21 protein-coding genes and 1 pseudogene are annotated in these 23,623 nt (G+C 40.3%); 8 read left to right on the plus strand and 14 right to left on the minus strand.

The window, feature by feature from the left end; translation table 11 throughout:
• Positions 1–32: 32 nt before the first annotated feature.
• Complete coding sequence (locus AB1Z56_RS17700; protein ID WP_426789779.1) at positions 33–815, minus strand: MBL fold metallo-hydrolase; 783 nt, start codon at positions 813–815, stop codon at positions 33–35.
• A gap of 114 nt (positions 816–929) precedes the next feature.
• On the opposite strand from AB1Z56_RS17700, the gene recJ reads away from it, so the two are divergent.
• The 3 genes from recJ to AB1Z56_RS17715 all read left to right on the plus strand — a co-directional run bounded on the left by recJ (position 930) and on the right by AB1Z56_RS17715 (position 5,025).
• The gene (gene recJ, locus AB1Z56_RS17705; protein WP_313269161.1) at positions 930–2,630 is read left to right on the plus strand and encodes a single-stranded-DNA-specific exonuclease RecJ; all 1,701 of its coding nucleotides are present in this window, start codon (positions 930–932) and stop codon (positions 2,628–2,630) included.
• A 123-nt stretch (positions 2,631–2,753) separates the two neighbouring features.
• Positions 2,754–3,488 (plus strand): LPS export ABC transporter ATP-binding protein, encoded by a 735-nt coding sequence (lptB, locus tag AB1Z56_RS17710; protein WP_028072074.1) that lies wholly within the window; start codon positions 2,754–2,756, stop codon positions 3,486–3,488.
• A gap of 22 nt (positions 3,489–3,510) precedes the next feature.
• Positions 3,511–5,025, plus strand: a complete 1,515-nt coding sequence (locus tag AB1Z56_RS17715) for a GH3 auxin-responsive promoter family protein (protein ID WP_309365869.1) — start codon at positions 3,511–3,513, stop codon at positions 5,023–5,025.
• A gap of 152 nt (positions 5,026–5,177) precedes the next feature.
• Here the strand turns inward: AB1Z56_RS17715 and AB1Z56_RS17720 are convergent, their stop codons facing one another.
• Positions 5,178–5,336 carry a hypothetical protein gene (locus AB1Z56_RS17720; protein WP_157698580.1) on the minus strand — a complete coding sequence of 53 codons (159 nt, stop codon included), beginning with the start codon at positions 5,334–5,336 and terminating at the stop codon, positions 5,178–5,180.
• A gap of 325 nt (positions 5,337–5,661) precedes the next feature.
• On the opposite strand from AB1Z56_RS17720, the gene AB1Z56_RS17725 reads away from it, so the two are divergent.
• On the plus strand, positions 5,662–6,732 hold the full coding sequence (locus AB1Z56_RS17725; protein WP_046672808.1) for a branched-chain amino acid aminotransferase: 1,071 nt from the start codon (positions 5,662–5,664) through the stop codon (positions 6,730–6,732).
• Positions 6,733–6,826: 94 nt separating this feature from the next.
• Here the strand turns inward: AB1Z56_RS17725 and miaA are convergent, their stop codons facing one another.
• Genes miaA through pdxA form a run of 4 tightly spaced genes read right to left on the minus strand, consistent with a single transcriptional unit; the run spans position 6,827 to position 10,976 of the window.
• Positions 6,827–7,747 carry a tRNA (adenosine(37)-N6)-dimethylallyltransferase MiaA gene (gene miaA / locus AB1Z56_RS17730; protein ID WP_426789780.1) on the minus strand — a complete coding sequence of 307 codons (921 nt, stop codon included), beginning with the start codon at positions 7,745–7,747 and terminating at the stop codon, positions 6,827–6,829.
• 48 nt (positions 7,748–7,795) lie between these two features.
• Complete coding sequence (locus tag AB1Z56_RS17735) at positions 7,796–8,386, minus strand: IS1096 element passenger TnpR family protein (protein WP_309365867.1); 591 nt, start codon at positions 8,384–8,386, stop codon at positions 7,796–7,798.
• 45 nt (positions 8,387–8,431) lie between these two features.
• Positions 8,432–9,865: a CCA tRNA nucleotidyltransferase gene (locus AB1Z56_RS17740; RefSeq protein WP_313269148.1), complete on the minus strand. Its 1,434-nt coding sequence runs from the start codon at positions 9,863–9,865 to the stop codon at positions 8,432–8,434.
• Between the two features lie 55 nt (positions 9,866–9,920).
• A complete protein-coding gene (gene pdxA / locus AB1Z56_RS17745; protein ID WP_426789781.1) occupies positions 9,921–10,976 on the minus strand; it encodes a 4-hydroxythreonine-4-phosphate dehydrogenase PdxA in 1,056 nt (351 codons plus the stop codon).
• A gap of 158 nt (positions 10,977–11,134) precedes the next feature.
• On the opposite strand from pdxA, the gene rsmA reads away from it, so the two are divergent.
• From rsmA to AB1Z56_RS17760, 3 genes are read left to right on the plus strand one after another with little or no spacing between them, the layout of a single operon-like run.
• Positions 11,135–11,914: a 16S rRNA (adenine(1518)-N(6)/adenine(1519)-N(6))-dimethyltransferase RsmA gene (gene rsmA / locus AB1Z56_RS17750; protein WP_309365864.1), complete on the plus strand. Its 780-nt coding sequence runs from the start codon at positions 11,135–11,137 to the stop codon at positions 11,912–11,914.
• Position 11,915: 1 nt separating this feature from the next.
• Positions 11,916–13,100, plus strand: a complete 1,185-nt coding sequence (locus AB1Z56_RS17755) for an FAD-dependent monooxygenase (protein WP_426789782.1) — start codon at positions 11,916–11,918, stop codon at positions 13,098–13,100.
• Positions 13,101–13,155: 55 nt separating this feature from the next.
• Positions 13,156–14,088, plus strand: coding sequence for an NAD(P)-dependent oxidoreductase (locus tag AB1Z56_RS17760; protein WP_313269139.1), 933 nt, complete (start codon positions 13,156–13,158; stop codon positions 14,086–14,088).
• 101 nt (positions 14,089–14,189) lie between these two features.
• Here the strand turns inward: AB1Z56_RS17760 and AB1Z56_RS17765 are convergent, their stop codons facing one another.
• The gene (locus AB1Z56_RS17765; RefSeq protein ID WP_313269137.1) at positions 14,190–15,068 is read right to left on the minus strand and encodes a hypothetical protein; all 879 of its coding nucleotides are present in this window, start codon (positions 15,066–15,068) and stop codon (positions 14,190–14,192) included.
• A gap of 184 nt (positions 15,069–15,252) precedes the next feature.
• Between AB1Z56_RS17765 and acs the strand changes: the two genes are divergently transcribed.
• Positions 15,253–17,169, plus strand: coding sequence for an acetate--CoA ligase (gene acs / locus AB1Z56_RS17770; protein ID WP_313269134.1), 1,917 nt, complete (start codon positions 15,253–15,255; stop codon positions 17,167–17,169).
• Between the two features lie 150 nt (positions 17,170–17,319).
• On the opposite strand, the gene AB1Z56_RS17775 is transcribed toward acs, so the two are convergent.
• The 7 genes and pseudogenes from AB1Z56_RS17775 to AB1Z56_RS17805 form a co-directional block, all read right to left on the minus strand.
• Positions 17,320–18,312: an energy transducer TonB gene (locus AB1Z56_RS17775; RefSeq protein ID WP_309365859.1), complete on the minus strand. Its 993-nt coding sequence runs from the start codon at positions 18,310–18,312 to the stop codon at positions 17,320–17,322.
• A gap of 192 nt (positions 18,313–18,504) precedes the next feature.
• Positions 18,505–19,446 carry an energy transducer TonB gene (locus AB1Z56_RS17780; protein ID WP_426789783.1) on the minus strand — a complete coding sequence of 314 codons (942 nt, stop codon included), beginning with the start codon at positions 19,444–19,446 and terminating at the stop codon, positions 18,505–18,507.
• Between the two features lie 346 nt (positions 19,447–19,792).
• Positions 19,793–20,224, minus strand: a complete 432-nt coding sequence (locus AB1Z56_RS17785; protein WP_309365857.1) for a nuclear transport factor 2 family protein — start codon at positions 20,222–20,224, stop codon at positions 19,793–19,795.
• A 231-nt stretch (positions 20,225–20,455) separates the two neighbouring features.
• Entirely contained in the window at positions 20,456–21,238 is a 783-nt protein-coding gene (locus AB1Z56_RS17790) for a hypothetical protein (protein ID WP_426789784.1), read from the minus strand.
• Positions 21,239–21,576: 338 nt separating this feature from the next.
• Positions 21,577–21,675: pseudogene (locus tag AB1Z56_RS17795) on the minus strand (type II toxin-antitoxin system YoeB family toxin); the annotation flags it as partial.
• An 18-nt stretch (positions 21,676–21,693) separates the two neighbouring features.
• The gene (locus tag AB1Z56_RS17800) at positions 21,694–22,698 is read right to left on the minus strand and encodes a hypothetical protein (protein WP_426789785.1); all 1,005 of its coding nucleotides are present in this window, start codon (positions 22,696–22,698) and stop codon (positions 21,694–21,696) included.
• Between the two features lie 50 nt (positions 22,699–22,748).
• Positions 22,749–23,282, minus strand: a complete 534-nt coding sequence (locus tag AB1Z56_RS17805) for a hypothetical protein (RefSeq protein WP_426789786.1) — start codon at positions 23,280–23,282, stop codon at positions 22,749–22,751.
• Positions 23,283–23,623: the final 341 nt, after the last annotated feature.

Below are 23,623 nucleotides of genomic sequence, written 5' to 3' on the forward strand. Positions count from 1 at the left end.
CATGTGCCGAATAGGCCATGGAGGTTTTTCTTTTATGACTTCGCGTCAATCAGTTTATAGGTTCCATCTTCTCGGATCTGACTACGGCCAATGGTGATATTTTTTGAATGGTAAAATAAAAAAATCCAGCCTGCTGCTGCGCCTTCCGCCCAATACTCCTGACGCAAGGCTTGGGAGCGCCGGCCATCAAAATCATATTTGGCGACATAGTTATGAAAAATTTCTTCGGGCTCAGGCAGTACATCACCGCCAAAGAAATAATGCTGATCACTCGTTTGAATATGAAATGCCTGATGATGTGCGGTATGTCCACCATTGAGCGCGAAGCTGATTTCTGTATTTATTCTTCCTTCACCTTCCACCAAAACCAAATTTCCACTGCGTTGAATCACATCAAAAATCTCGGTCCTGTATGAACTGGAGATGCCTGAATAGGCGTCTTCCCATTCGCCACGTTGGACGATATATTCGGCTTCTGGAAATGCAATGCGACCAGTCCCGTTTTCAAATGTCACCATCCCACCAGCATGATCTTTATGAAGATGAGACATTAACACATATTTCACATCATCTGGTCTGAAACCCAATTTACGGATATTATGATGCAACTGCAGCCCGCCATTTTTATCGGTATAGCCCAAACCAGTATCGCATAGCACAAGCCCCGCATCAGTTTCAATCAAAAAAGGGTGAACTTGGATAAATAGGGAACCTGGCCGGTCCTGTGGATTGTCTATTGACGGGTCAAAAGGTATAAATTTTCTGCTTTTGTCTACTGAAAAAGAACCTTCATATAAAGAATAAGCCTGCACCATATTTAAAACATTGGGAATATGCACGTTAAGCAACAGCAGACCAATACCAGGTTTAGGAATTAGGTAAGTCCAGCCTTAAAACGTATATTTACACTTAAAATATTGTGCAAAGATATGCAAAAAAGGTGGGTACTAAAATCTAAAACTGATGTCAAAATAACCAACAAACTGCGCGAGGAATTAAACATCAACACTGTATTAGCAGAGTTGCTCGTAAGCAGGGGAATTGAGACCTTTGACGAATCAAAGCAGTTTTTTAGACCTCAATTATCGGATTTGCACGATCCATTTTTGATGCGGGATATGGAGAAAGCCATCACCCGTATTATCCAGGCCATCGGCAACAAAGAAAAAATACTCATCTATGGAGACTATGACGTAGACGGTACCACAGCAGTAGCCGTTGTTTATAGTTTTTTCAGGGAATTTCATAGCCAGCTGGAGTTTTATATACCAGACCGCTATGCCGAAGGTTATGGCATCTCTACACAAGGAATCGACTACGCAGCAGCCAATGGTTTCAGCTTGATTATCGCCCTGGACTGCGGTATCAAGGCAATCGATAAAATAGATTACGCAAACAGCAAAGGAATTGATTTCATTATAGGCGATCATCACCTCCCTGGTGAAGAGCTACCCAAGGCTTATGCCGTATTGGATCCCAAGCGTGTGGATTGTGAGTACCCTTACAAAGAACTTTCGGGCTGTGGAATTGGCTTTAAGATAATTCAAGCTTTTATCCTGACCAACGGCATGGATATCAATGCCTGTTATCAGTTTTTGGATCTTGTCGCCGTGAGTATTGCTTCGGACATTGTTCCTATTACCGGTGAAAATAGAATACTCAGCCACTTTGGCCTTATTAAACTCAATACGAATCCCTGCGTTGGACTAAAGGCACTGATTGATTTATCAAATAATCGAACAAAGATCTTTACTGTTAACGACATTGTATTCCAAATCGGACCCCGTATTAATGCTGCGGGCAGAATAGATCACGCTAAAGACGCCGTCAAACTATTGATTTCCAAATCGCTGCAAGAAGCCAAAGATTTTAGTTCGAGCATAGATGATCAAAACAATGTACGTAAAGACTTTGACCTCAAAATAACAGAAGAAGCACTAGCGCTCATTGAAGATAATGCCCTACTTAAAAGCCGTAAATCCACCGTATTGTATAAAGCAGACTGGCACAAGGGGGTCATTGGCATCGTAGCCTCCCGCCTGACCGAAAAATATTACCGTCCGACAATTATATTGACTGAAACAAATGGTCATATTGCGGGTTCCTGCCGTTCGGTACTGGGTTTTGATTTATATGAGGCGTTGAGCGAATGCGCTGATCTATTGGAACAATTTGGTGGTCATAAATATGCTGCTGGACTAACGATGTCCTTAGATAATGTCACATTATTCCAAGATCGTTTTGAGGAAGTGGTATCGCGACGTATCAGTCCGGAAATGCTTACGCAGGAAATTTTAATCGATGCAAAATTAGCATTGAAGGACATCGACGCTAAATTCTTTCGGATTCTCCAACAGTTTGAACCTTTCGGTCCCCAGAATGAAGCCCCTATATTCCTCAGTAAAAAAGTAAACGCAGTAGGACAAGCCTTTATAGTAGGTACCAATCATCTCAAAATGACGGTTGTTCAGGAAGACTCCCCTTCATTTGACTGTATCGGTTTTGGTCTGGCCGAACATATCACGCATATCAATTCCGGACAAAGTTTCGACATCTGCTACAGCATTGAAGAGAATGTGTGGCGCAACAAAAGAAACTTACAGCTAAACATCAAAGGGATTAAGTATTAGTATTGCAATAGTAAGAAGATATTAAATATATTTACACAAGATTTGTCCGAGGCAAAGAACCCACATACTGGATTGAATACCATGTATGAAAGCATACCATAAAACACAAGACATTCCACGAAGATGATTTTAAAGGCAGAACATCTCATAAAAAAATACAAACAACGCACCGTTGTCAACAATGTTTCCTTCCATGTAGAACAAGGAGAGATTGTCGGACTATTGGGGCCTAATGGAGCAGGAAAAACCACCTCTTTCTATATGATTGTTGGTCTTATCAAGCCCAATGAAGGTAAAGTATTCCTCGATGATCAAGAAATTACGCAAGATGCAATGTACCAGCGTGCTCAACGTGGCATAGGGTATTTAGCCCAAGAGGCTTCCGTCTTTCGGAAACTTTCTGTAGAAAACAATATCTTGGCTGTATTAGAAATCCACTATCCGAATAAAGAGGAGCGTCTGGCGAAACTGGAAGAATTGCTTACCGAATTCAGTTTACACCGTGTCCGTAAAAACAGAGGTGATTTGTTATCCGGAGGGGAGCGTCGACGTACCGAAATTGCGAGAGCATTAGCTGCAAATCCATCCTTTATACTTTTGGATGAGCCTTTTGCAGGGGTTGACCCGATCGCCGTGGAAGAAATTCAGACGATTGTGGCCAAACTCAAAACCCGTAATATCGGCATTTTAATTACCGATCACAACGTACAGGAAACATTATCCATCACGGACAGGGCCTATCTCCTGACTGAAGGAAAGATCATGCTGACAGGTACACCTGAGGAAATTGCAGATAATGAGCTCGCCCGTAAATTTTACCTCGGTCGACATTTTGAATTAAGAAGGAAAAAATTTTAAAGATTAAAGCAGATCTCCCCCTATGGCCTTATTAAACTCCATTTTTACTTGGTTCATGAAAAAAAGAATCCACCAGATTGAACTTTTCATGAAATACCCACACGATGTACAAGAAGAATGGTTTCAAAGTTTAATTGCCACTGCTGAGGCGACGGAATGGGGAAAAAAATACGACTACACCAGTATATTGACACCAGAGATTTTCAAGGAACGTGTCCCAATACAGGATTATGATGATATCAAAGGTTATGTTGACCGCATGATAAAAGGCGAACAGAATATCCTGTGGCCCTCCGATATCAAATGGTTTGCAAAATCCTCGGGTACCACATCTGATCGCAGCAAATTTATTCCTGTCAGCGAAGAAGCGCTTGAGGAATGTCACTTTCAGGGCGGCAAGGATATGCTGACGATCTATTGCCATAATAGACCCGAAAACCGCGTTTTTACCGGAAAATCTGTCGTTATTGGCGGATCCTCGCAAATAAACAACTTCAGTCCAGATTCCTATTATGGGGACCTTTCATCGATCCTCATCCGTAACCTTCCTTTTTGGGCTGAATTTAAGCGAACTCCCAATATGGAGGTTACTTTAAATCCCAACTTTGAGGAGAAAATTGAGCAAATTGCCCAAATAACGATTAAAGAAAACGTAACCAGCCTAGCCGGCGTACCGACCTGGAATATTGTTATGGCCAAGCGTATCCTTGAAATTACAGGCAAAGACAACCTCTTGGAGGTCTGGCCAAACCTAGAGTTTTATGGACATGGCGGGGTGAGCTTCAAGCCATACCGCGAGCAATTCCAAAAATTGATCCCTTCGGACAACATGTATTATCTTGAGAATTATAATGCCTCAGAAGGGTATTTTGGTTTACAGGATCAATCTGATTCGGAAGATCTTCTGCTCATGTTAGATTATGGTATTTATTACGAATTCTTACCGACAGAGCGAATGCACGAGGAAAATCCGTCTACTTTACGTTTGGATCAGGTGGAGCTCGGTAAAAACTATGCGTTGATCATCTCTACTAACGCTGGTTTATGGCGTTATAAAATCGGAGATACCATCAAATTCACTTCATTATCGCCATATCGTTTTCAGATCTCCGGACGCACCAAACAATACATCAATACGTTTGGTGAAGAGGTTATTGTTGACAATGCCGAACAGGCGCTGGCCGAAGCGAGCAAATTAACACAGGCACGTATAAAAGATTATACAGCCGGACCTGTGTATTTTAAAGATGCTGAAGCTGGAGCACATGAATGGGTGATCGAATTTGAGCAACAACCCAATGATTTTAAGCGTTTTTGTGAAATATTAGACGCAAAACTCCGTGAAATCAATTCCGATTACGACGCCAAACGTTTTAAGAATATGGCTCTTCGTCCACCTATTGTACACAACGCACCCGAAGATACATTCTATAAATGGATGAAATCGAGAGGTAAGCTAGGTGGACAAAATAAGGTTCCAAGATTAAGCAATAGCCGCGAATACCTCGATCCTTTATTAAAGATATTAGCTGAATAAAATCAGTGCTTTCGGCTGGAGATTAGCCAAAATTTCCTGGGTTTCCCTATATTTTGGCTAATCTCATATTGCTGTTTTGTTGTTTTTTGAGAACGGCTTTGCGTTCGTCTGATTGATAAGCTCAAGAAAGCTTAGACTATAATGGAGGTTTGTTAAGGTTTAATTGCCGTTTTATATAAAAAAACAAAAAAACCAAGGATAAAATTCATAGAAATACCTTTCTTCTGAACTTCAACTTCACCCTGTAACACTGAGCGATTATCACCTGATGTTACTTCACTACTTTTGTTAAGACTGTGAGTCAATTCCATACTAAGTTTATTTTTATGATAAGTGATTTTATAGCGTTACTGCGGACCAAAAAGCCCATCTATATGGCCGCATTCTTTACAGCCAAACTTTATGCCATAATATGAAATAACCGTGTTAATTAATAAAAAATTAACACATTTAATTATTAATACAGACTAACCGAGAGATATGAAGTTAAATTCTTCCATTTCAAAAAAAAGTGTAGTAAAATAGGGAACAACTGTCCGAAATAACAGGCATATCAAGGCGAGTAAATTATCAGGCTATAGGTGCAACTTATATTTCATTTTTTTCCTAACTTAGCCTAAGTAATTAAAAAATAAGATGAACGCGACAGAGAACTATTCAATTCGCGTAGAGCCAACTCAAAATTCAAGACTCTCGCAAGTAGATTTCGACAATCTAAAATTCGGAAAGATTTTATCCGACCACATGCTGGTCGCAAACTATGATGACGGTGAATGGAAAGATGTCAGCATCGTCCCTTATGGAGATATCAGTATTAGTCCTTCGATGTCCGCATTACATTATGGTCAAGCGATCTTTGAAGGAATCAAAGCTTATAAATTTGCAGATGGAACAGTGAGTATCTTCCGTCCGGACAGAAACTGGGAAAGATTCAACAAATCTGCCGCACGTCTTCAAATGCCGGAGGTACCTGAGGAAATTTTTATGGATGGTCTAAGCAAACTATTGGACATCGACCGTAACTGGATCCCGGCAAAAGAAGGTTCATCATTGTACATCCGTCCTTTTATGTTCGCAACAGAAGCAGCATTAGGTGTACACCCTTCTAAGTCATACAAATTTATCATTATCACTGGCCCTGTAGGCGCATATTACAGCAAAGCAATCAGCTTAAAAGTTGAGACCTACTATACACGTGCAGCAGAGGGTGGTGTTGGTTTTTCTAAAAATGCAGGTAACTATGCCTTATCGCTTTACCCAACACAATTGGCTAATGACGAAGGTTATGACCAAATTATGTGGACAGATGCTTCTGAACATAAATATATTGAAGAAGCAGGTACGGCAAATCTTATTTTCCGCATTGGAGATACGATTATCACACCACATGGTGATACTATCTTACACGGTGTAACACGCCGTACAATTATGGAATTGGCGGAGAAATGGGGTTATAAAGCCGAGCAGAGAAAGGTATCTATTCAAGAACTAATTGACGGTATTAAAGCCGGTACAGTAACGGAAGCTTTCGCAGCTGGTACTGCAGCCACAATTACGGATATCAGCCGTATCGGTTTTGAAGGACAAGATTATCACTTGCCGCCAGTAGAGGGCCGCGAGTTTTCAAATCGTGTTTTGAATTACCTTAACGACTTGCGTTATGGCAAAGTAGAAGATCCATTCGGATGGAACTATTTAGTGAAGTAATTTCCACGATGAAATAAAAAAAGCCTTTGTTATTAATAACAAAGGCTTTTTTTATTTCATCTATCTAAACTCCAAGTTCTCTCCAGTCAGATCCTTAGGAATGCTCTCCCCTCAGCTCCTTTTGAATAAAATCAATGATAGCGCCTGTCTCCTGGGATTGGAACCAATGTGTATGACCATATTTTTTAAACCAGGTGATCTGCCGCTTGGCATAACGCCTCGAATTTTGTTTGATTTTTTCTACAGCTTCTGCCAAAGATTGTTTTCCATCCAGATAATCAAACAACTCCGCATACCCCACAGTGAGCAATGCAGGCTTCGTCCTAAAGGGAAGTAAAGCTTTCACTTCATCCAATAAGCCCTTGGCCAACATCAAATCCACACGCAAATTGATCCTTTCGTACAACTGAGCCCGATCCATATGCAGTCCTATTGTAAGTACGTCAAAAGGTCTTTTCTCAACTTCTTTCTTGTGGTAAAAGGACATTGGTTTGCCTGTCGCCTCAAAAACTTCAAGAGCCCGAACTACACGTTGTGGATTATCGATGTCTGCAGTTTCAAAATAGGCAGGATCGATGCTTTTCAATCGATCTTTTAAGACTTCCAATCCATTAGTGGCAAGTTCATGATTAAGTCGCTCGCGCACTTCATCACCAGCCTTAGGCAGATCATCCAATCCTTCACATAAAGCGCGGACAAATAAGCCGGAACCACCTACCATAATCACGACCTCATGCAATTGGAATAACTCTTCCAGTTTCTGTAAGGCCTCCCGCTCAAAATCTCCTGCAGAATAATCCTGCGTGATTGTATGCGAGTCGATAAAAAAATGTGGTGCAGCATGGAGTTCCTCCGGATCAGGCTTTGCTGTACCTATAGACATTTCCCGATAGAACTGACGGGAATCTGCGGAAATTATCGCTGTTTTATAATATTGAGCCAATGAAATAGCCATTGCAGTCTTACCAACAGCAGTTGGCCCCACAATGGCTATCAATGTTTTTCTATTTGCCATATAATATAGCACTCCACAGACTGAAAATGGCCTGTGAAGTATTCTTAATTAATATTCGTCTTCGTAGCCGTTGGATTCTTCACGCTCTTCTCCCCCATCTTCATCTTCCTCCTCATCATCGCTATCAAAGCCGTCCAGTTCGTCTTCGTCGTCTACACCATATTGTGTATCATCCTCCTCCACATACTCATCCTCTTCAACAGCATCTGATACTGGAAAATTAGCAGCAGTCATTGTTTTAGGAACCTGACCCATAGACTTAAACAGCGCCGGATAATCCTTGCCATCCTCTTCTTTTAGAATCTTGATCAACTCAACCTGAAAATCATAAGGACGATCAAAATTGTAAACGTAGTAAAATTTCTGATGTGGATCATCGATAAACTTACTTAAACGGATATTCTCCATCAACAACACCTCAGCATCTTTCTTACGCTGTGTAGGCTTAAATGCGATCTCTGTTCCCTTTTTCCATTGATCATTGCTCACATAGAAAGAGGAAGATGCATCTGCAGCATACCCTGTTGATTTATGGATTTCCTCATGTAGCTCTATAAATGTACTTTTTGAAGGCATGTCGATTTCACGATATACATCTTCATAATCTTCAAAAGTAACTCTAAATCTATAAATTGCCATCTCTGCTATTTTCTTCTTTTAATCTTTTAAAAATAATACTATATTTTAAGAATTGGAAATTTCCAATGGGATTTCTTGTTTGATCGTCAGGTTCATTTCCCCACCTTTTTTCACCAAAAATTGATAGGCCTCTACCCGGGAATTTGGAATTTCACCTTCCAGAATAGCTTCTCGGATCAAATTTTTCAGTTGTCCTACGGTACGCCCCGGAGCTAAGCCAAACAAGACCATAATATCTTCTCCGCTAATTGGTGGCTGCCAGTTCCGGACTTTATCCCGTTCTTCCACGTCCTTCAGTTTTTGTTTGACAAGCTCGAAGTTTTGGCGATATTTTTTCTTTTTGAACTCATTTTTTGTCGTCACATCTGCATGACACAGCATCATCAGGGCTTCAATATCATCGCCAGCCTCAAACAGCAGACGACGTACCGCAGAATCTGTTACGATATCTTGTGCCAAGACAATCGGCCGAAGATGCAATTGTACAAGTTTCTGAACAAATTTCATCTTCTCATTGAGCGGAAGCTTCAATTCAGCAAAAAGTTTAGGCACCATCCGGGCACCACGATCTTCATGGCCGTGGAAAGTCCAACCGAGCTTTTTATCAAAACGTTTTGTAGCCGGTTTAGCAATATCATGCATAATGGCTGCCCAACGTAACCAGAGATCATCTGATAGTTCGCATACATTATCCAGCACTTCCAAGGTATGATAGAAATTATCTTTATGCCCCTTGCCATCAATAACATCCACACCATGTAAATTATACATCGCCGGAAATATCAATTCCAATAGCCCCGTATCAAATAGGTATTTGAAACCTACAGAAGGTTTTGGGGAAAGAATAATTTTATTGATTTCATCGATAATCCGTTCTTTAGAAATAATTTTTATCCGCTCTTTGGTATCGGTGATCGCTGTAATGGCTTCGATAGCAATTTTAAAATTTAACTGTGTAGCGAAGCGAATAGCCCGCATCATCCGCAATGGATCATCAGAAAACGTTTCTATCGGATCTAAGGGCGTCCGAATTAGACGGTGCTCAAGATCTTGTACACCTTCAAATGGATCAACTAAAGTGCCGTAATCGGACTTATTTAACGAAAATGCCATGGCATTGATCGTAAAATCACGGCGATTTTGATCATCGGCTAAGGTACCATCTTCTACAATAGGTTTACGTGAATTGGCACGGTAGGATTCCCTTCGCGCACCGACAAACTCTACATTCAGTCCTTCATAGACAAGCATTGCTGTGCCAAAATTCTTATATACTGCAACTTTAGTATGCAACTTTTCACCCAATAAAGTCGCAAATTCAATACCGCTACCGACAACAACAATATCAACATCATTCTTAAAAGGACGCTTCATGATATAGTCGCGAACATACCCACCAATGACATAGCATTCGGTATTTGTTGTCTCGGCGAGTTCCTTAATGATAGAAAAGATTGGATGTTGTAAATTATCGTACATAGTCAAAACAGCAGGTAAAAAACCAAACAGTTTGCAAAAGTAACAATTTTTTCCCCTAATCCCTATCTTTGGATAATTTACGGAAAGCAAGTGGATTTTTAAGTAACTCGGCTTGTTCACGACGGCGCTTTACAATGTGCAAAGCTGAAAAAATGGCTTCTACAAAAGAGCTTTCGGAAGCTAGATTTTTTCCAGCGATATCATAGCCCGTACCATGATCCGGCGAAGTACGTACGATGGGTAGACCAGCAGTATAGTTCACACCAGCGCCTTTAGCGATATGTTTAAAAGGAATTAACCCTTGATCGTGGTACATCGCCAATACCGCATCAAATTTTTCATAAGCCCCTTTTGCAAAAAAACCATCGGCTGGGTAAGGGCCAAAACAGAAGATCCCCTGTTCGTTTGCCTTTTCTACCGTAGGCCTAATGATTTGATCATCTTCGGTGCCAATAATCCCATGATCACCAGCATGCGGATTAAGTCCCAATACTGCAATCTTAGGTTTTTCAATCCAAAAATCTTTCTTTAAAGAGTCATTCATCAGTGCAAGTTTCTTAAGAATGGCTTCTTCGGTAATATGAGTAGCGACTTCATGCAGAGGGATGTGACCTGTCACCACGCCAATACGCAATTCATCACATACCATAAACATCAGCACATCATCGGCTCCAACTTTGGCTTGCAGGTATTCGGTATGACCCGGAAATTGAAATCCCTCCTGCTGAATGTTATGCTTATTGATAGGAGCCGTCACCAAACCATCGATTTTACCCGCTTTTAGATCTTCAACGGCTTTCTCCAGGGATAGAAAAGCATATTTACCGCCAATTTCGTTTTCTTCACCCAACGAAATCTTGACATCTTCCTGCCAGCAATTGATCATATTTGCTCTTTTGGAATGCGCCTGCTCAGCATCATTAATAACATTAAAGCTAAAATCATTTACCCCGATCGCTTTACGGTGAAAAGAAGCAACCTTTGTGTTTCCGTAAACCACTGGCGTAAAGAAGTCACACATACGTTGATCTACCAAAGATTTAATGATTACTTCAAGTCCAATGCCGTTAATATCGCCTACGGTAATTCCGATTTTTAATTTATCGCTCATTCTGTTTAAATGCTTTGATTCAAAAATAGGGATTTTTTTTCTTAGAATAACATATTAAGTATAGAGTAGTACGTATAGCGTAGTTCTCATCACGACATGAATTCATACAGCCAGGGCTTATTGTTCTTTTTCACTTATTTATTTTTTACTTTTGCAACATGAGTACAGTAAGAGCAAAAAAACATTTAGGACAGCATTTCTTGAACGACAAAAATGCTGCACAAAAGATTGTGGAAGCATTGGATCCTAAATTGGGTTTTAGCCAGGTGCTTGAAGTAGGTCCAGGAATGGGGGTGCTTTCGGATTTTCTCCTGCAGAAGGAGGAATATGAGACCTATTTGATCGATGTGGATGATGAATCTATTGCTTATTTGGATGATAAATATCCCCAATTGGGCAAACGATTGATCCACGGTGATTTTCTAACCCTTGACTTTTCACAGTATTTTGGTGAGAAAATGGCTGTTATTGGAAATTTCCCTTATAACATCTCTTCGCAAATTCTCTTTAAAATTTTGGATGAACGCCAACGTGTCGTTCAGATGGCGGGTATGTTCCAGAAAGAGGTAGCCGAACGCTGTACGGCTAAAGCGGGCAGCAAGGAATATGGCATATTAAGTGTCTTTTTACAGGCATACTATAAGGTAGAATACCTATTTACCGTCAAGGCGGGCGCATTTAACCCACCACCAAAAGTATTGTCGGGCGTTATTCGCATGACGCGCAATGACCGTGAGCAATTGAATTGTGATGAGAAATTATTTTGGCGTGTTGTAAAAGCGGGTTTCAACCAACGTCGTAAGACCCTCCGAAACTCACTTTCGGGTGTCGTTCCCAAAGATAAAATGTCCGACAATCCACTGTATGAACTCCGTGCAGAACGACTGACGGTCGATGATTTTGTGGGCTTAACAAATGAAATAGCAAATAGTCTTTAATATGCGGACAGCAGACAGCACATTTATTATCGTTGGTGGAGGTATCGCGGGATTATGTGCTGCAATAGGACTCGCAAAGCTGGGCATTGAAGCACATCTCTATGAGAGTGCTTCCGAGCTCAAGGGCATAGGTGCAGGATTCGGACTTGCGGCCAACGCCATGCAGGCTTTGGAACATTTAGGCTTGAAAGACGAGATCATTCCAATAGGACATTACCTTGCATCCTATAATATCCTGGATCAAAAAGGAAATATGCTGGCTGAACCAGACACCAAATCAATCAGCCGAAAATACCAACAGGACAACTTTGCTATCCATCGGGCAGACCTGCATCAGTTTCTGTTATCCAAAATCCCAAACACACAAATCCACCTTGGCAAACGCGCTGTTTCCTTGGAACGTGTGGGCGAAGATATTCATGTTTATTTTGCGGATGGAAGCCATGTACAGGGCCAAGCCCTTTTTATTGCCGACGGAGTACATTCGCTACTAAGGCAGCAACTTATCCCGGGCTCCTCCCCTCGCTATTCGGGCTATACCTGCTGGCGGGCCACCATAGACAACAGCAGCATAAAGCTGGAGAAAGGTACGGAAACCTGGGGCGCAAAAGGACGCTTTGGCATGACCCCGCTTGTCAATAACCGTATTTATTGGTACGCTTGCATCAATACCGAAGCACAGAACCCTGTTTTAAAAAATTGGAAAACAAAGGAGTTGCTCGACAACTTCAGTGATTACCATACTCCTATTCCAACAATCCTCTCGGAAACGAAGGATAGCGAGCTAATAGCAAACGATATCATCGACATCGCTCCGCTCAGGCAGCTTGCATTTGACAATATATTATTGCTTGGAGATGCCGGGCACGCCACCACACCAAACTTGGGCCAGGGTGCCTGTCAGGCTATTGAAGATATTGCTGTACTGATGGATGAGCTGCGAACTGCAGCTTCGATTACCTTAGCCTTTCAACGGTTCGAAAAAAGACGATTGGATCGGGTAAATTATATCTGCAATACATCCTGGAGGATAGGCAAAATTGCACAATGGGAAAATCCATTTCTGATAGGAATGCGAAATTTTTGTATGAAAATCATGCCGAACCGCATGAAACAACAGCAGCTTAACAAACTACTATCTGTAGATTTTATGCAGATTAACCGTAATCATGACGTCGGGAGCTAAATTATAGTGCTCAACTGAAGCACTATGATTTAGTTCCCGCATAAAAAATAATTGGATGAAAACTACTATTCTGATCGTCGACGACATTCATGAGATTATGCTTGAGAAATTTGAGCAGGCCGGTATCCATTACGATTATCAACCTGATATCAGCCGGGAAGAAGCCGAGAAAATTATTCACAACTATTCAGGCCTGGTCATCCGCTCCAAATTTCAGGTCGATAAAGATTTTTTTGACTTAGCGCCAAATCTCCGCTTTATTGCCCGTGCCGGTGCTGGCATGGACAATATCGACGATGCCATTGCTGCACAAAGAGACCTGCAGTTAATTCCGGCCAACGAAGGCAATCGGGATGCCGTGGGGGAGCATATGATCGGCATGCTGTTAAGTTTAATGAACAATCTGAATCGTGGCGACCAGCAAATCAGATCGGGACACTGGCTTCGGGAAGCTAACCGTGGCTATGAACTTAAGGGGCGCACCGTTGGCTTAATTGGTTATGGGCACAATGGGATGGCGATGGCAAAAAAGCTATCCGGTTTTGACGTCCATGTGCTCGCCTATGATAAATACCGGACCGACTACACAGATCAGTATGCAGAAGCGGCAACTATGGAGAAGATCTACCAGGAAGCCGATGTGGTCAGTTTCCATATTCCTTTAACAGACGAAACACGCGGAATGATTGATGCGGATTATCTGGCTAAATTTGAAAAACCTATTTTCTTTTTACTCGGAGCACGTGGCGGTATTGTGCAGGTACCCGCAGTGCTTGATCATCTCGATTCTGGCGCTATTCTCGGTGCGGCATTTGATGTGTTACCGGTAGAAAAGTTTCCGAAACTAGCTGAACAGACATGGTACACAAATCTTATTCAAAGAGATAATGTAATCTTATCACCACACGTTGCCGGATGGACCTTTGAAAGTTATTATAAATTATCGGAAGTGGCCGCAGATAAGATCATCGCCTTTCTGGCATCTTAATTATTACAACGGTTCATTTGCCAAAATATCCAATCAAGCGGGTCCTATGCTTACAGACGTCGAACGTTAAGGTCGTCTAGTTGTTTTGAATGTATAAAAACTTACGTTCCGGGATTAAAAATGCCAACAAGAACAACGATCAGAAACTGCAGCACCAGGCTACCGTCTAGCAGATAAGCGTAGTGGTAGTGACCTTTTGTTTTGAAAACAGCCAATTTTAGCAGGGCAAATACGAGCAAGTTCGTCAGAATCAACCCAATTTTAATAGGTACTGTATAGGGTACCGTCAAGATCAAAATACAATGAAGGCCCAACAGCAGATAAGTTAGATTTTTAGCTTTTTGTTCGCCCAGCATATTGGGCAAAGTCCTTAAGTGATAATAGGAATCCTGTTGGATATCCCGAATATCAAAAGGCAAGGTGCAAATAACCAAAAATATAAACTTCAATCCGCAAAGGGCAATAAAAACCCACTGATCTATTTTGACACCTACGTTGACCAATTCCACGTAGGGGAGTACTACGCTACTGCAGACCCAGACCAAGGCAATATGGAAGATCTTGGCACCGGGGATTTGTCGAAGCCCCACTTTGCGATCACGGAAAGTAAACAGTGGCATTCCGTATAATAAACTTAGAATTCCAATAAATCCTAAAAACAGAAAAGAGTAAATATGGATATACCACAAGCAATACCCCAGTACCAGTAAAGCTACACCATTGTTTAACCACATGACCCATTCATGATTAAAGATCCAGCGTGTCCGGGGGAACTTTGATTCTTTTGGCTTCTTCGGCTTGGACCACCACAGGCTAAAATTATAAAGCAATAAAGTCGCTGTCCCCTCCACTAAAACGATATACCAATTGATTGACCGTTCGAATATGATATAAGTCAGTGCACATTGTGCCATGGCCGCCATAGCGATCAGGAGATTTGTATAGATTGTAATATAGAATAGCTTTCTTAGAAAAGACATCTTGGTAAATCTTGTTGCAAGATAACAATCTTATAGATAAAAGTAGTTTAACATTATATTAAACATCAATTTTTTGATAAAATGGGCAAAAACCGCTAAATTGTACACCGAAATCGAAATATCAAAAACAATTTCGCAACGATAACAATATAAAGTAAAATAATTCATAATAATCCTAATAACGATGAGCCTACAAATAAAATCATTTGAAGAATATCAAAGTGAATATAAGCGAAGTGTAGAACAACCTGAGGAGTTTTGGGCGAGTATTGCAGATCATTTTTTCTGGAAGAGAAAATGGAATAAAGTGCTGAACTGGAACTTTGAAGAACCCAATATCAAATGGTTTGAGGGTGCAAAATTAAATATTACAGAAAACTGTCTTGATCGTCATATTTATGCTAATGGCGATAAACCTGCCATCATCTGGGAACCTAATGATCCCAATGAAGCACACCGCATTCTATCCTATAAGCAATTACTGCAAAAGGTAGAACAATTTGCCAATGTACTTAAAAATAATAATGTCAAAAAAGGAGACCGGGTATGTATTTACTTACCAATGGTTCCTGAATTGGTCATTGCTGTATTGGCCTGTGCTCGTATCGGTGCTATTCACTCTGTGGTATTTGGAGGCTTTTCAGCACGTTCTATTGCGGATCGTATCGTAGATGCAGAATGCAAACTGATCGTTACTTCAGATGGTAGTTACCGTGGAAATAAAACCATTGGTCTAAAAAATATTGTAGACGATGCATTAATGCAATGCGACACCGTTGAAAAAGTAATTGTTTTAACACGTACACGTACGCCGGTATCGATGATCAAAGGTCGTGATGTATGGTGGGAAGATGAGATCAAAAAAGTAGAAACACAAGGAAATCCGGCATGTCCAGCCGAAGAGATGGATGCTGAAGATACTTTATTTATCCTTTATACATCAGGATCAACAGGTAAACCTAAAGGTGTTGTACACACCTGTGGTGGTTATATGGTATACACAGGCTATACCTTTATGAATACGTTCCAATATAAGCCAAACGATGTATTTTTCTGTACGGCAGATATTGGCTGGATTACAGGACACAGTTACATTGTCTATGGACCGCTGTCACAGGGAGCTACTTCTTTGATGTTTGAAGGTGTGCCAACTTTCCCTGACGCGAGCCGTTATTGGGATATAGTCGATAAATTCAAGGTGAACATCATTTATACATCCCCTACTGCTTTACGCTCGTTGATGGCTTTTGGTGACGAATTCGTAGACAAAAACGATCTTTCTTCTTTGCGCGTTTTGGGATCCGTAGGAGAACCGATCAACGAAGAAGCCTGGAATTGGTTTAATGAAAAAGTTGGCAAAAAGAACTGTCCTGTTGTGGATACGTATTGGCAAACAGAAAATGGCGGTCACTTGATCACTTCATTAGCGGGAGTAACACCCGAAAAAGCAAGTTATGCCATGTTCCCAATGCCAGGTATTCAACCTGCTTTGATGGATGAAAGTGGAAAAGAAATTGAGGGCAATGATGTTACGGGCAATCTGTGTATCAAATTCCCTTGGCCAGGCATGTTACGCACGACATGGGGAGATCATGACCGTTGCCGTCAAACCTATTTCTCGACTTATAAGGATATGTATTTTACGGGCGATGGATGTTTCCGCAGTCCGGAGGGCTATTACAAAATCACAGGCCGTGTAGATGATGTACTGAACGTTTCGGGACATCGCATCGGCACAGCAGAGGTAGAAAATGCGATCAATATGCACGCTGACGTTGTGGAGTCTGCCATTGTCGGTTATCCGCACCCTGTAAAAGGGCAAGGTATCTATGCCTACGTCATTGCCAACCACCATACGGACGCCGAAGCAACCAAAAAAGATATCATGGAGACTGTTTCGCGTATTATCGGTCCGATTGCTAAACCAGACATTATTCAGTTTGTAGATGACCTACCAAAAACACGCTCAGGAAAGATTATGCGTCGTATCTTACGCAAGATTGCCGAAGACGATATCGCCAATGTAGGAGATACTTCTACGCTTCAAGACCCTACTGTTGTGGAGGGCATCATCAAAGGCGCAGCAGCCTTGAAAAAATAGTATATTTTATACTTTTATCCCTAAAAATGGCTGTCCAAAAAAAGATCGGACAGCCATTTTTCTTTAATTTGCCAGTATAACCCCATCACGCAATTTCGAACAGTTAAGACATTACTGCGTATAGTTCTTTTTTATGCCTTAGAAACAGGTCTATCTTGACGTGTTCAACCGGATTGGGAGCGAATACTGCACATTGACTTTCTCTCCACGCTGTATGCCGGGCTTCCATTTACCTGCTTTTTTTATCACACGAATGCCTTCCTCTCCTGTTCCGAAACCTAAATCTTTCTTGACAACTGGGTCTTTTATATTGCCATCTTTATCTATCACAAAGGCTATCATTACAATACCAGACACCTGATTACTAATGGCCTCCCTTGGGTAGACATAGTTGCTTGCGATAAAGCCCATGAGTCTTGAAATTCCACCGGGGTAATCTGGAGGACTCATAAAGTTGGACGAATCATATTTAAAAACTTCGCCGGAAACCTTTGTTTTAGTACCTGATACTAGTTGATTATTCGAATAAGTTTCAACAAACTTATCCTTTCCCATCTTTCCTGTCCATTCACCTTCACGTAAATGGTTTTTCATTTGCCCTTCTTCATAGCTCCAGCCATAATTTATACGCATAAAACCAGTTCCATTTTCCAGTGTTTTGTTGTTGAGAGAATCGTAGTACACAACATACATAGGATCTTCTATTTTCAGTTTTCCTTTTTTATCGAGGCTACTGGGATAAAAAACAATCTTCTCCAATTTATTACCTGGGTATAGATAAAAAGCAGAATCTATCAAAGCACTCTCGTCACTATAGTTTTCTAAGCTTTTTAACGTCCCTTGTTCATAAAATTCGTACTTTCGTCCGCGAAATTTAAATGGATAAAGCGCATTTGTACTGATCCCACTGAGTTTGATCGAATCATTGCGCGTGTAAAACTCCTCGACACGATAAACTTTATCCTTTCCCGATGCATCCACATGAATTGTACGCATGTAATAAGCCGAATCAGTGTGTTTCGTTTCTGCACCATTTCTCTTATGATAACTTGTAAAAGCAACTTGGGCATAAAGGCTCGATAAACATAGATTGACCAGCAGAAAACAAACGAGTGTCGCCCCAAAATGTAAATAATACTTCATAATAATTGTTTGTATAGCGGTAATAATAAGATATATCCAAATTAATTAAAAGTGCAAATAATTGTGTTAATAAGATTGTTGATACCCCCGTCTTATTGCCAAATTTGAGAACGTCATTTAATTCTAGTCCCCATCATAGGAACAAAGGGACAGCCGCTCAAAAAACACAATCCTTTTTATACAGGCAATCAATCAGGAGTTTGAATTTAGCCGAATCGGCATCGTATACATGACACGGATAGGTTCCCCGCGGCTGATTCCAGGTTTCCATCTTTCTGCCATTTTTAATACACGCACACCCTCAGCCCCCGTCCCAAATCCCAAATCTTTTTTCACAGCAATATCCTCTAAATACCCATCCTGATTAACCAAAAAACTAATTTCCAGTGTTCCTTTTACATTATTTCGCTTGGCTTCTTTAGGGAATCTATAATGTTTTGAAACGAATTTCATGAGTTTTGACATCCCGCCAGGATATTCCGGATTAACCATATAAGTGGTTGAATCGTAGTTAATAGCTGTGTCATTTTTTCGGGTCTTAACACCAAAAAGAAATTTGCCTTTATTAAATACCTCAGTGGTAGGCATACCAAAAACGATACCCTGCCATTTGCCATCATGGTGATGGTCTGTCATTTTTCCTTCTTGATAATTGTCATCATCATACTCAATGCGAATAAAACCATTTCCATTTTCAAGGGTCCTATTGCCTAAAGAGTCGTAGTGAGCAATATAAAAAGGCATATTTCTATCCACTTTTTCGTTCAATGGGTAATATGAAACCGTTTTTAATTTCCCATTTGGATACCAATAGAATGCCGAATCAACTAGAAAACTTTCTGCGTTATAATTTTTTACACTCTTCTTTCCACCATTGTCATAAAACTCCTGCAGCTTCCCCACAAATTTTATAATAACACCTGTATCCTGTGCTGTCCCTATTAACTTAATGGCATTATTCGCTAAATAATGCTCCTCAATCTTAAAATATGACATCGCCTGATCCGTCATGGGGACTATAGTTCTGGAAAAATAAGCAGAATCATTTCGTTTGGTTTCCTGCCCTTTCTTTGTACAATATACTGTTGTCGCAATCTGAGCACCCGCATTTAATATAAATAGATTGACTAGCAAAAAACAAATCAGTTTTGGCACTAAATACCCCCTGGACTTCATAAAATTTGTTAATAGTTTCGCAATGATAATAAATAAACCAGATAAGTAAGAAATTAGCAGGTTAAATAATTATTATGTTCACTCAAAGTAATCCCAATTGAACCCAATGTTTTCCACAGGATGTTAATAACATTGTTGATAACTTAGAGAACTTACTAATGTATGCTACATTTGACTACTTTAAATTCTGCTACAACTCCAAGATTTCCTGATCAAAAATATCCATACGCTATTTCTGATAAAAAAAAAAGCCACATCATCCCGACGTGGCCAAAATAAACATATGAATTTAATTAAACAGTTTCTATTTATAGGAGTTTACAGAGCTTGCAACCTTCCAGCTTCCTGACTCATTAACCAACGTCACTAAATCTGTTTTGGTGAAATCATCAAACTTCATGGTGATACGTGCAACCATATAGTTTTCAGATTCCTCAAGAACTTCTGTATTTGTGCTGCAGTTTAACTTTTCGCCTTTTTGCTTTTTCAGGAAAGAGATAACTTCCGAACGGCTATTGGTACGCGCAACTTTGCCTTGAATTTTTTGATTGAATTCGGATGCGAATAATTTTTCTACTCCCTGAGATGCCCCTTCGGTCATTACTGACACGTAACTATCGATTGCTAAATCAGCTGTGGAAAGGTTTAATGCTTTACCTGGGTCAGCTGCTGCCATTGCGAAAGTTGATACCGTAATCAATGCTGCTGCTGCGAATGTCTTTACTAAAGTTTTCATAATACTTTATTTATAGTGTTAGTTTTTTTGTCTCTTTTCTAATTGTCGCAAGGAACTTGATTTTGTTGCATCATTTCCTTTAAGATTCTGATTCAAAAGTAAGACAACCCGGCATTCCATTTTATTACATTTAGATCAAAGGAATAAAAAAGTCGGTAAATGGAGGTAAAGGAGCGGTAAATGGATATCCGCTCCGGTAGGAAAAAATATAGGTAAAGATTAAGATCACTTTTATAACTGGAAAGCAGCTAGAATAGTTGCAGGCGTACAATCAACTTCATTGAGCACATTGCAGCGTTGGCCATTTTTATGAAGATATATGATCGTAAATCCAACCAGGATGGGTGTACCAACAAATTCGTTGCATGGGATGCTGATCGTCTTGGCCGGAATTGGATCCTGTCCATAGACGATATCGATCTCCCATTCTTCATCCTTTATTTCTATAAATTCCCTTTCTTTGAAATTGAAAGAAAAGGTATGGAATTTAAAGGCGATAGCATTACAATCTTTGGGTAGCATTAATGCTCTGTTAATGTCAAATATCGGAAATGAGATTTCGATCTGATTCTCCTCGGTTAGGCTAACCGTTGGATCGATATTCAGCGCATCCTGCATATGGAAATTTTCGTTGAATTGGAAATTCACCAATCTGTCGAGCCTACAGTTGTTTAGGCACAGTGTTCCCCTATCGTCATCGATATTTGTTTTCATTGCCCTATAAATCTGTCTATTCAAGCGATTGCCCATTTGTCCATCATGCAGTTCCTGATGCACTAACCTAAAAGCCTGCCTAATTGCAGCGCCCGCGCGACTTGCCTGTCCAAAATCTTTACCAGCTTTCTTCGTGTCGACGTTTTGTTTTACACGATGTGGTTTACCTTGAATGTAGTTCTTTGTTCCTACCTTTCTGCTTACCAGTGGGCCAACCAGTCCACGGATATAGCCATTATCATTTATTCCCATACAATAAATATACCACCAAAACGACCCTATGTCAAGTATCTTGTTCATTTTTAAGGATTTCGAAAACTGCAGCAAATAGCAATTATAAATTTGAAAATTTAGTGATACCTTTTTTGGGATTAGTTATAACTAACTCCTAACCACCTTCTAATTGCAAGCAAGATGCAAACAGGATGTCTGTACAGTGAAGGCACCCTTAGAAGGTGGACTCAACGTGGACTCACTGTGCACACAAGGCGGTTACAGTACGGAGTTGACCACTAGTTGGTATGAAGTTGGTATCAGAAAAGTATAGCAATACATCGTTTTCCACATCGTTATTAACATCATGTGGAAAACTTAAAATACATTTTGCTCCGAGTCATTTTTCTACTCCTCAAAACAGATCAATGATAACAGAACCTACATTTAGCAATTAGAATTTGAATTTCCTCATACTTGTAGATCAGTCTGTGTTCTTCGTCAATACGGCGTGACGAGAATCCGGAGTACTTTTCTGCCTCCTATTTCATTCGAATAAAGGTACCGTTAGCATAATCAAGCTTCTGGGTATAATAGTTTATTTCGGGGCCTGACACTAGCATCCCCCCTATTGCACCCAGTAACACTGAAGCCACAACGACATTGGTCGCAGAAGCCGTTTCCTTAACTGGTCCTACAAAAATAAAATCATTATCTTCCTTGCTTAACGAATAAAACTGCTCTTGACTTGAAACAAATGGATGACCAGTATGCACTACTGCGTAATAATCCTTTGGTTTTATCTTTTTAAGCTTCCCTTTTTCATCTTCTTTAAAGAATCCTAAGTATAAATCACCATCTTTCAATTGAGCTTCTCCTCCGGATGGTGTTTGATGGGCAAACTCATCATAGGTCAGATATAACCCATCTTTCAATTTTGTGGCGTTGTAAAGTGCTAATTGTTTCTTTTGAATATAGTCGTAATTTTCGATTTCACTGAAACTGTAGCTTTTTGTCGTATCGCTGTTTTTGGTTAAAGCCTCAAAGATCAGGTTATTGACCACCTCACTTGCACGCGCCAAAGTCGCTTTCGTTACATCCATCCCTTTCACAACGATCGACGTATCAATACGGGCAACCTGTAAATAATCCCCATTTACTTCCTTAGAAAATAAAATCGCTCTAACATCCAAAAATCCCTTTTCGGAGAAAGCACCTGTCAATTCGGCCATGCAGAATTTCTCCAACCGCATCAGTAATTCGCCGTCAGCTTTATTGCCTGATGCCATTTGTTCTAATTGGTTTTGCAATTGCTTTTCCAATGATGGATCTGCCACCAACAGTCGGTTTGCATTCAACATACCGACTTGTATCACGCCAAGATTATCTTTTATTTCTCTCGCGTCGTATAGGCTAATCTTGCCATACTTAGCATGTTCAACGACCTTAACAGGTTTCTTAAATTGAAATGGCCTGTTTTTTTGCTGCGCTTGCAAGGCAACTGTATTTATAATACTAATCAACAGGATGACAATGATTCGTTTCATTGGAGCTTTAATAGATTTTCAAAAATTAGGCAATACGCTAAGTTATAGCATTATTTACTCTTCTGCAATGTCCATACTTCTTTATGGATCACAGGCTTTCCTTCCAGTTCACTATCTATATCTTTTACAGTAAGTTCAAGAAAACCATTCACGAAAGCATAATGATAAGTTAACTTCTGCGGAACAGGTAATGGTTCCAATTGAAAAGTGATGGTATTGCCATCGACCTTATAGCTCGCGCTTAACCTATCTCTCGTTTCGTCTTTGTGACCAGGTTTATCTGGACCTATATACAAATAGTCACCGTTGTCAGACACAGTAAATGTCTCCGATGTTATCAATGCGGCACTATCAACACTATAAAACAGCAGTCCTTTATATGTCGATGGGTAATAGCCATTCTTCGCCAAAAATGTTTTAACGTCAGTTGTTTCCTCTCTTAGTCCAGCAACTGGGTCGGTATACTTTGTATAGATAGTTTTGACTTCCCATTCTCCTAAGAAAGGGTTAGCATCGTCTTTTTCTTTCTTACATCCTAGCATGAAGAAAATCAAAGAGACAAGGAACAATAATCTTTTCATCATTTGTTTTGGTGAAATAATCAGCTTTTCTATATTTTCCCAGGTATCACTTTCTACGGTTAGAGCAGCTATATTTAGAGATTCTAATCTATTTAGTTCTCTTTGTCTTTATTTCCACAAATGTAAGCACCAACGCCCCGATTATCAAATACACAAGTGTTGCAACAATTCTACCGACAGTAAATTCTGCTGCTTCACCTCGAAAGTAAACGTCAATAAGTTGCTGACTTAATATAATTACTACCATAATAAGGCAGTAAAGAAAAAATAACTTACAGTGTGTTTTCATAAAGATCTATGAGTGGTAACTATTACTCCTGTCTGCTAATAAAATGAATTATCCA

The organism is Sphingobacterium sp. WOUb80 (assembly GCF_050058145.1).
Taxonomy (GTDB): Bacteria; Bacteroidota; Bacteroidia; order Sphingobacteriales; family Sphingobacteriaceae; genus Sphingobacterium.

Bases quoted from the DNA above. Each gene is read 5' to 3' on its own strand.
- AB1Z56_RS17700 (WP_426789779.1), bottom strand. From the start codon at position 815: ATGGTGCAGGCTTATTCTTTATATGAAGGTTCTTTTTCAGTAGACAAA.
- recJ (WP_313269161.1), top strand. From the start codon at position 930: ATGCAAAAAAGGTGGGTACTAAAATCTAAAACTGATGTCAAAATAACC.
- lptB (WP_028072074.1), top strand. From the start codon at position 2,754: ATGATTTTAAAGGCAGAACATCTCATAAAAAAATACAAACAACGCACC.
- AB1Z56_RS17715 (WP_309365869.1), top strand. From the start codon at position 3,511: ATGGCCTTATTAAACTCCATTTTTACTTGGTTCATGAAAAAAAGAATC.
- AB1Z56_RS17720 (WP_157698580.1), bottom strand. From the start codon at position 5,336: ATGGAATTGACTCACAGTCTTAACAAAAGTAGTGAAGTAACATCAGGT.
- AB1Z56_RS17725 (WP_046672808.1), top strand. From the start codon at position 5,662: ATGAACGCGACAGAGAACTATTCAATTCGCGTAGAGCCAACTCAAAAT.
- miaA (WP_426789780.1), bottom strand. From the start codon at position 7,747: ATGGCAAATAGAAAAACATTGATAGCCATTGTGGGGCCAACTGCTGTT.
- AB1Z56_RS17735 (WP_309365867.1), bottom strand. From the start codon at position 8,386: ATGGCAATTTATAGATTTAGAGTTACTTTTGAAGATTATGAAGATGTA.
- AB1Z56_RS17740 (WP_313269148.1), bottom strand. From the start codon at position 9,865: ATGTACGATAATTTACAACATCCAATCTTTTCTATCATTAAGGAACTC.
- pdxA (WP_426789781.1), bottom strand. From the start codon at position 10,976: ATGAGCGATAAATTAAAAATCGGAATTACCGTAGGCGATATTAACGGC.
- rsmA (WP_309365864.1), top strand. From the start codon at position 11,135: ATGAGTACAGTAAGAGCAAAAAAACATTTAGGACAGCATTTCTTGAAC.
- AB1Z56_RS17755 (WP_426789782.1), top strand. From the start codon at position 11,916: ATGCGGACAGCAGACAGCACATTTATTATCGTTGGTGGAGGTATCGCG.
- AB1Z56_RS17760 (WP_313269139.1), top strand. From the start codon at position 13,156: ATGAAAACTACTATTCTGATCGTCGACGACATTCATGAGATTATGCTT.
- AB1Z56_RS17765 (WP_313269137.1), bottom strand. From the start codon at position 15,068: ATGTCTTTTCTAAGAAAGCTATTCTATATTACAATCTATACAAATCTC.
- acs (WP_313269134.1), top strand. From the start codon at position 15,253: ATGAGCCTACAAATAAAATCATTTGAAGAATATCAAAGTGAATATAAG.
- AB1Z56_RS17775 (WP_309365859.1), bottom strand. From the start codon at position 18,312: ATGAAGTATTATTTACATTTTGGGGCGACACTCGTTTGTTTTCTGCTG.
- AB1Z56_RS17785 (WP_309365857.1), bottom strand. From the start codon at position 20,224: ATGAAAACTTTAGTAAAGACATTCGCAGCAGCAGCATTGATTACGGTA.
- AB1Z56_RS17790 (WP_426789784.1), bottom strand. From the start codon at position 21,238: ATGAACAAGATACTTGACATAGGGTCGTTTTGGTGGTATATTTATTGT.
- AB1Z56_RS17800 (WP_426789785.1), bottom strand. From the start codon at position 22,698: ATGAAACGAATCATTGTCATCCTGTTGATTAGTATTATAAATACAGTT.
- AB1Z56_RS17805 (WP_426789786.1), bottom strand. From the start codon at position 23,282: ATGATGAAAAGATTATTGTTCCTTGTCTCTTTGATTTTCTTCATGCTA.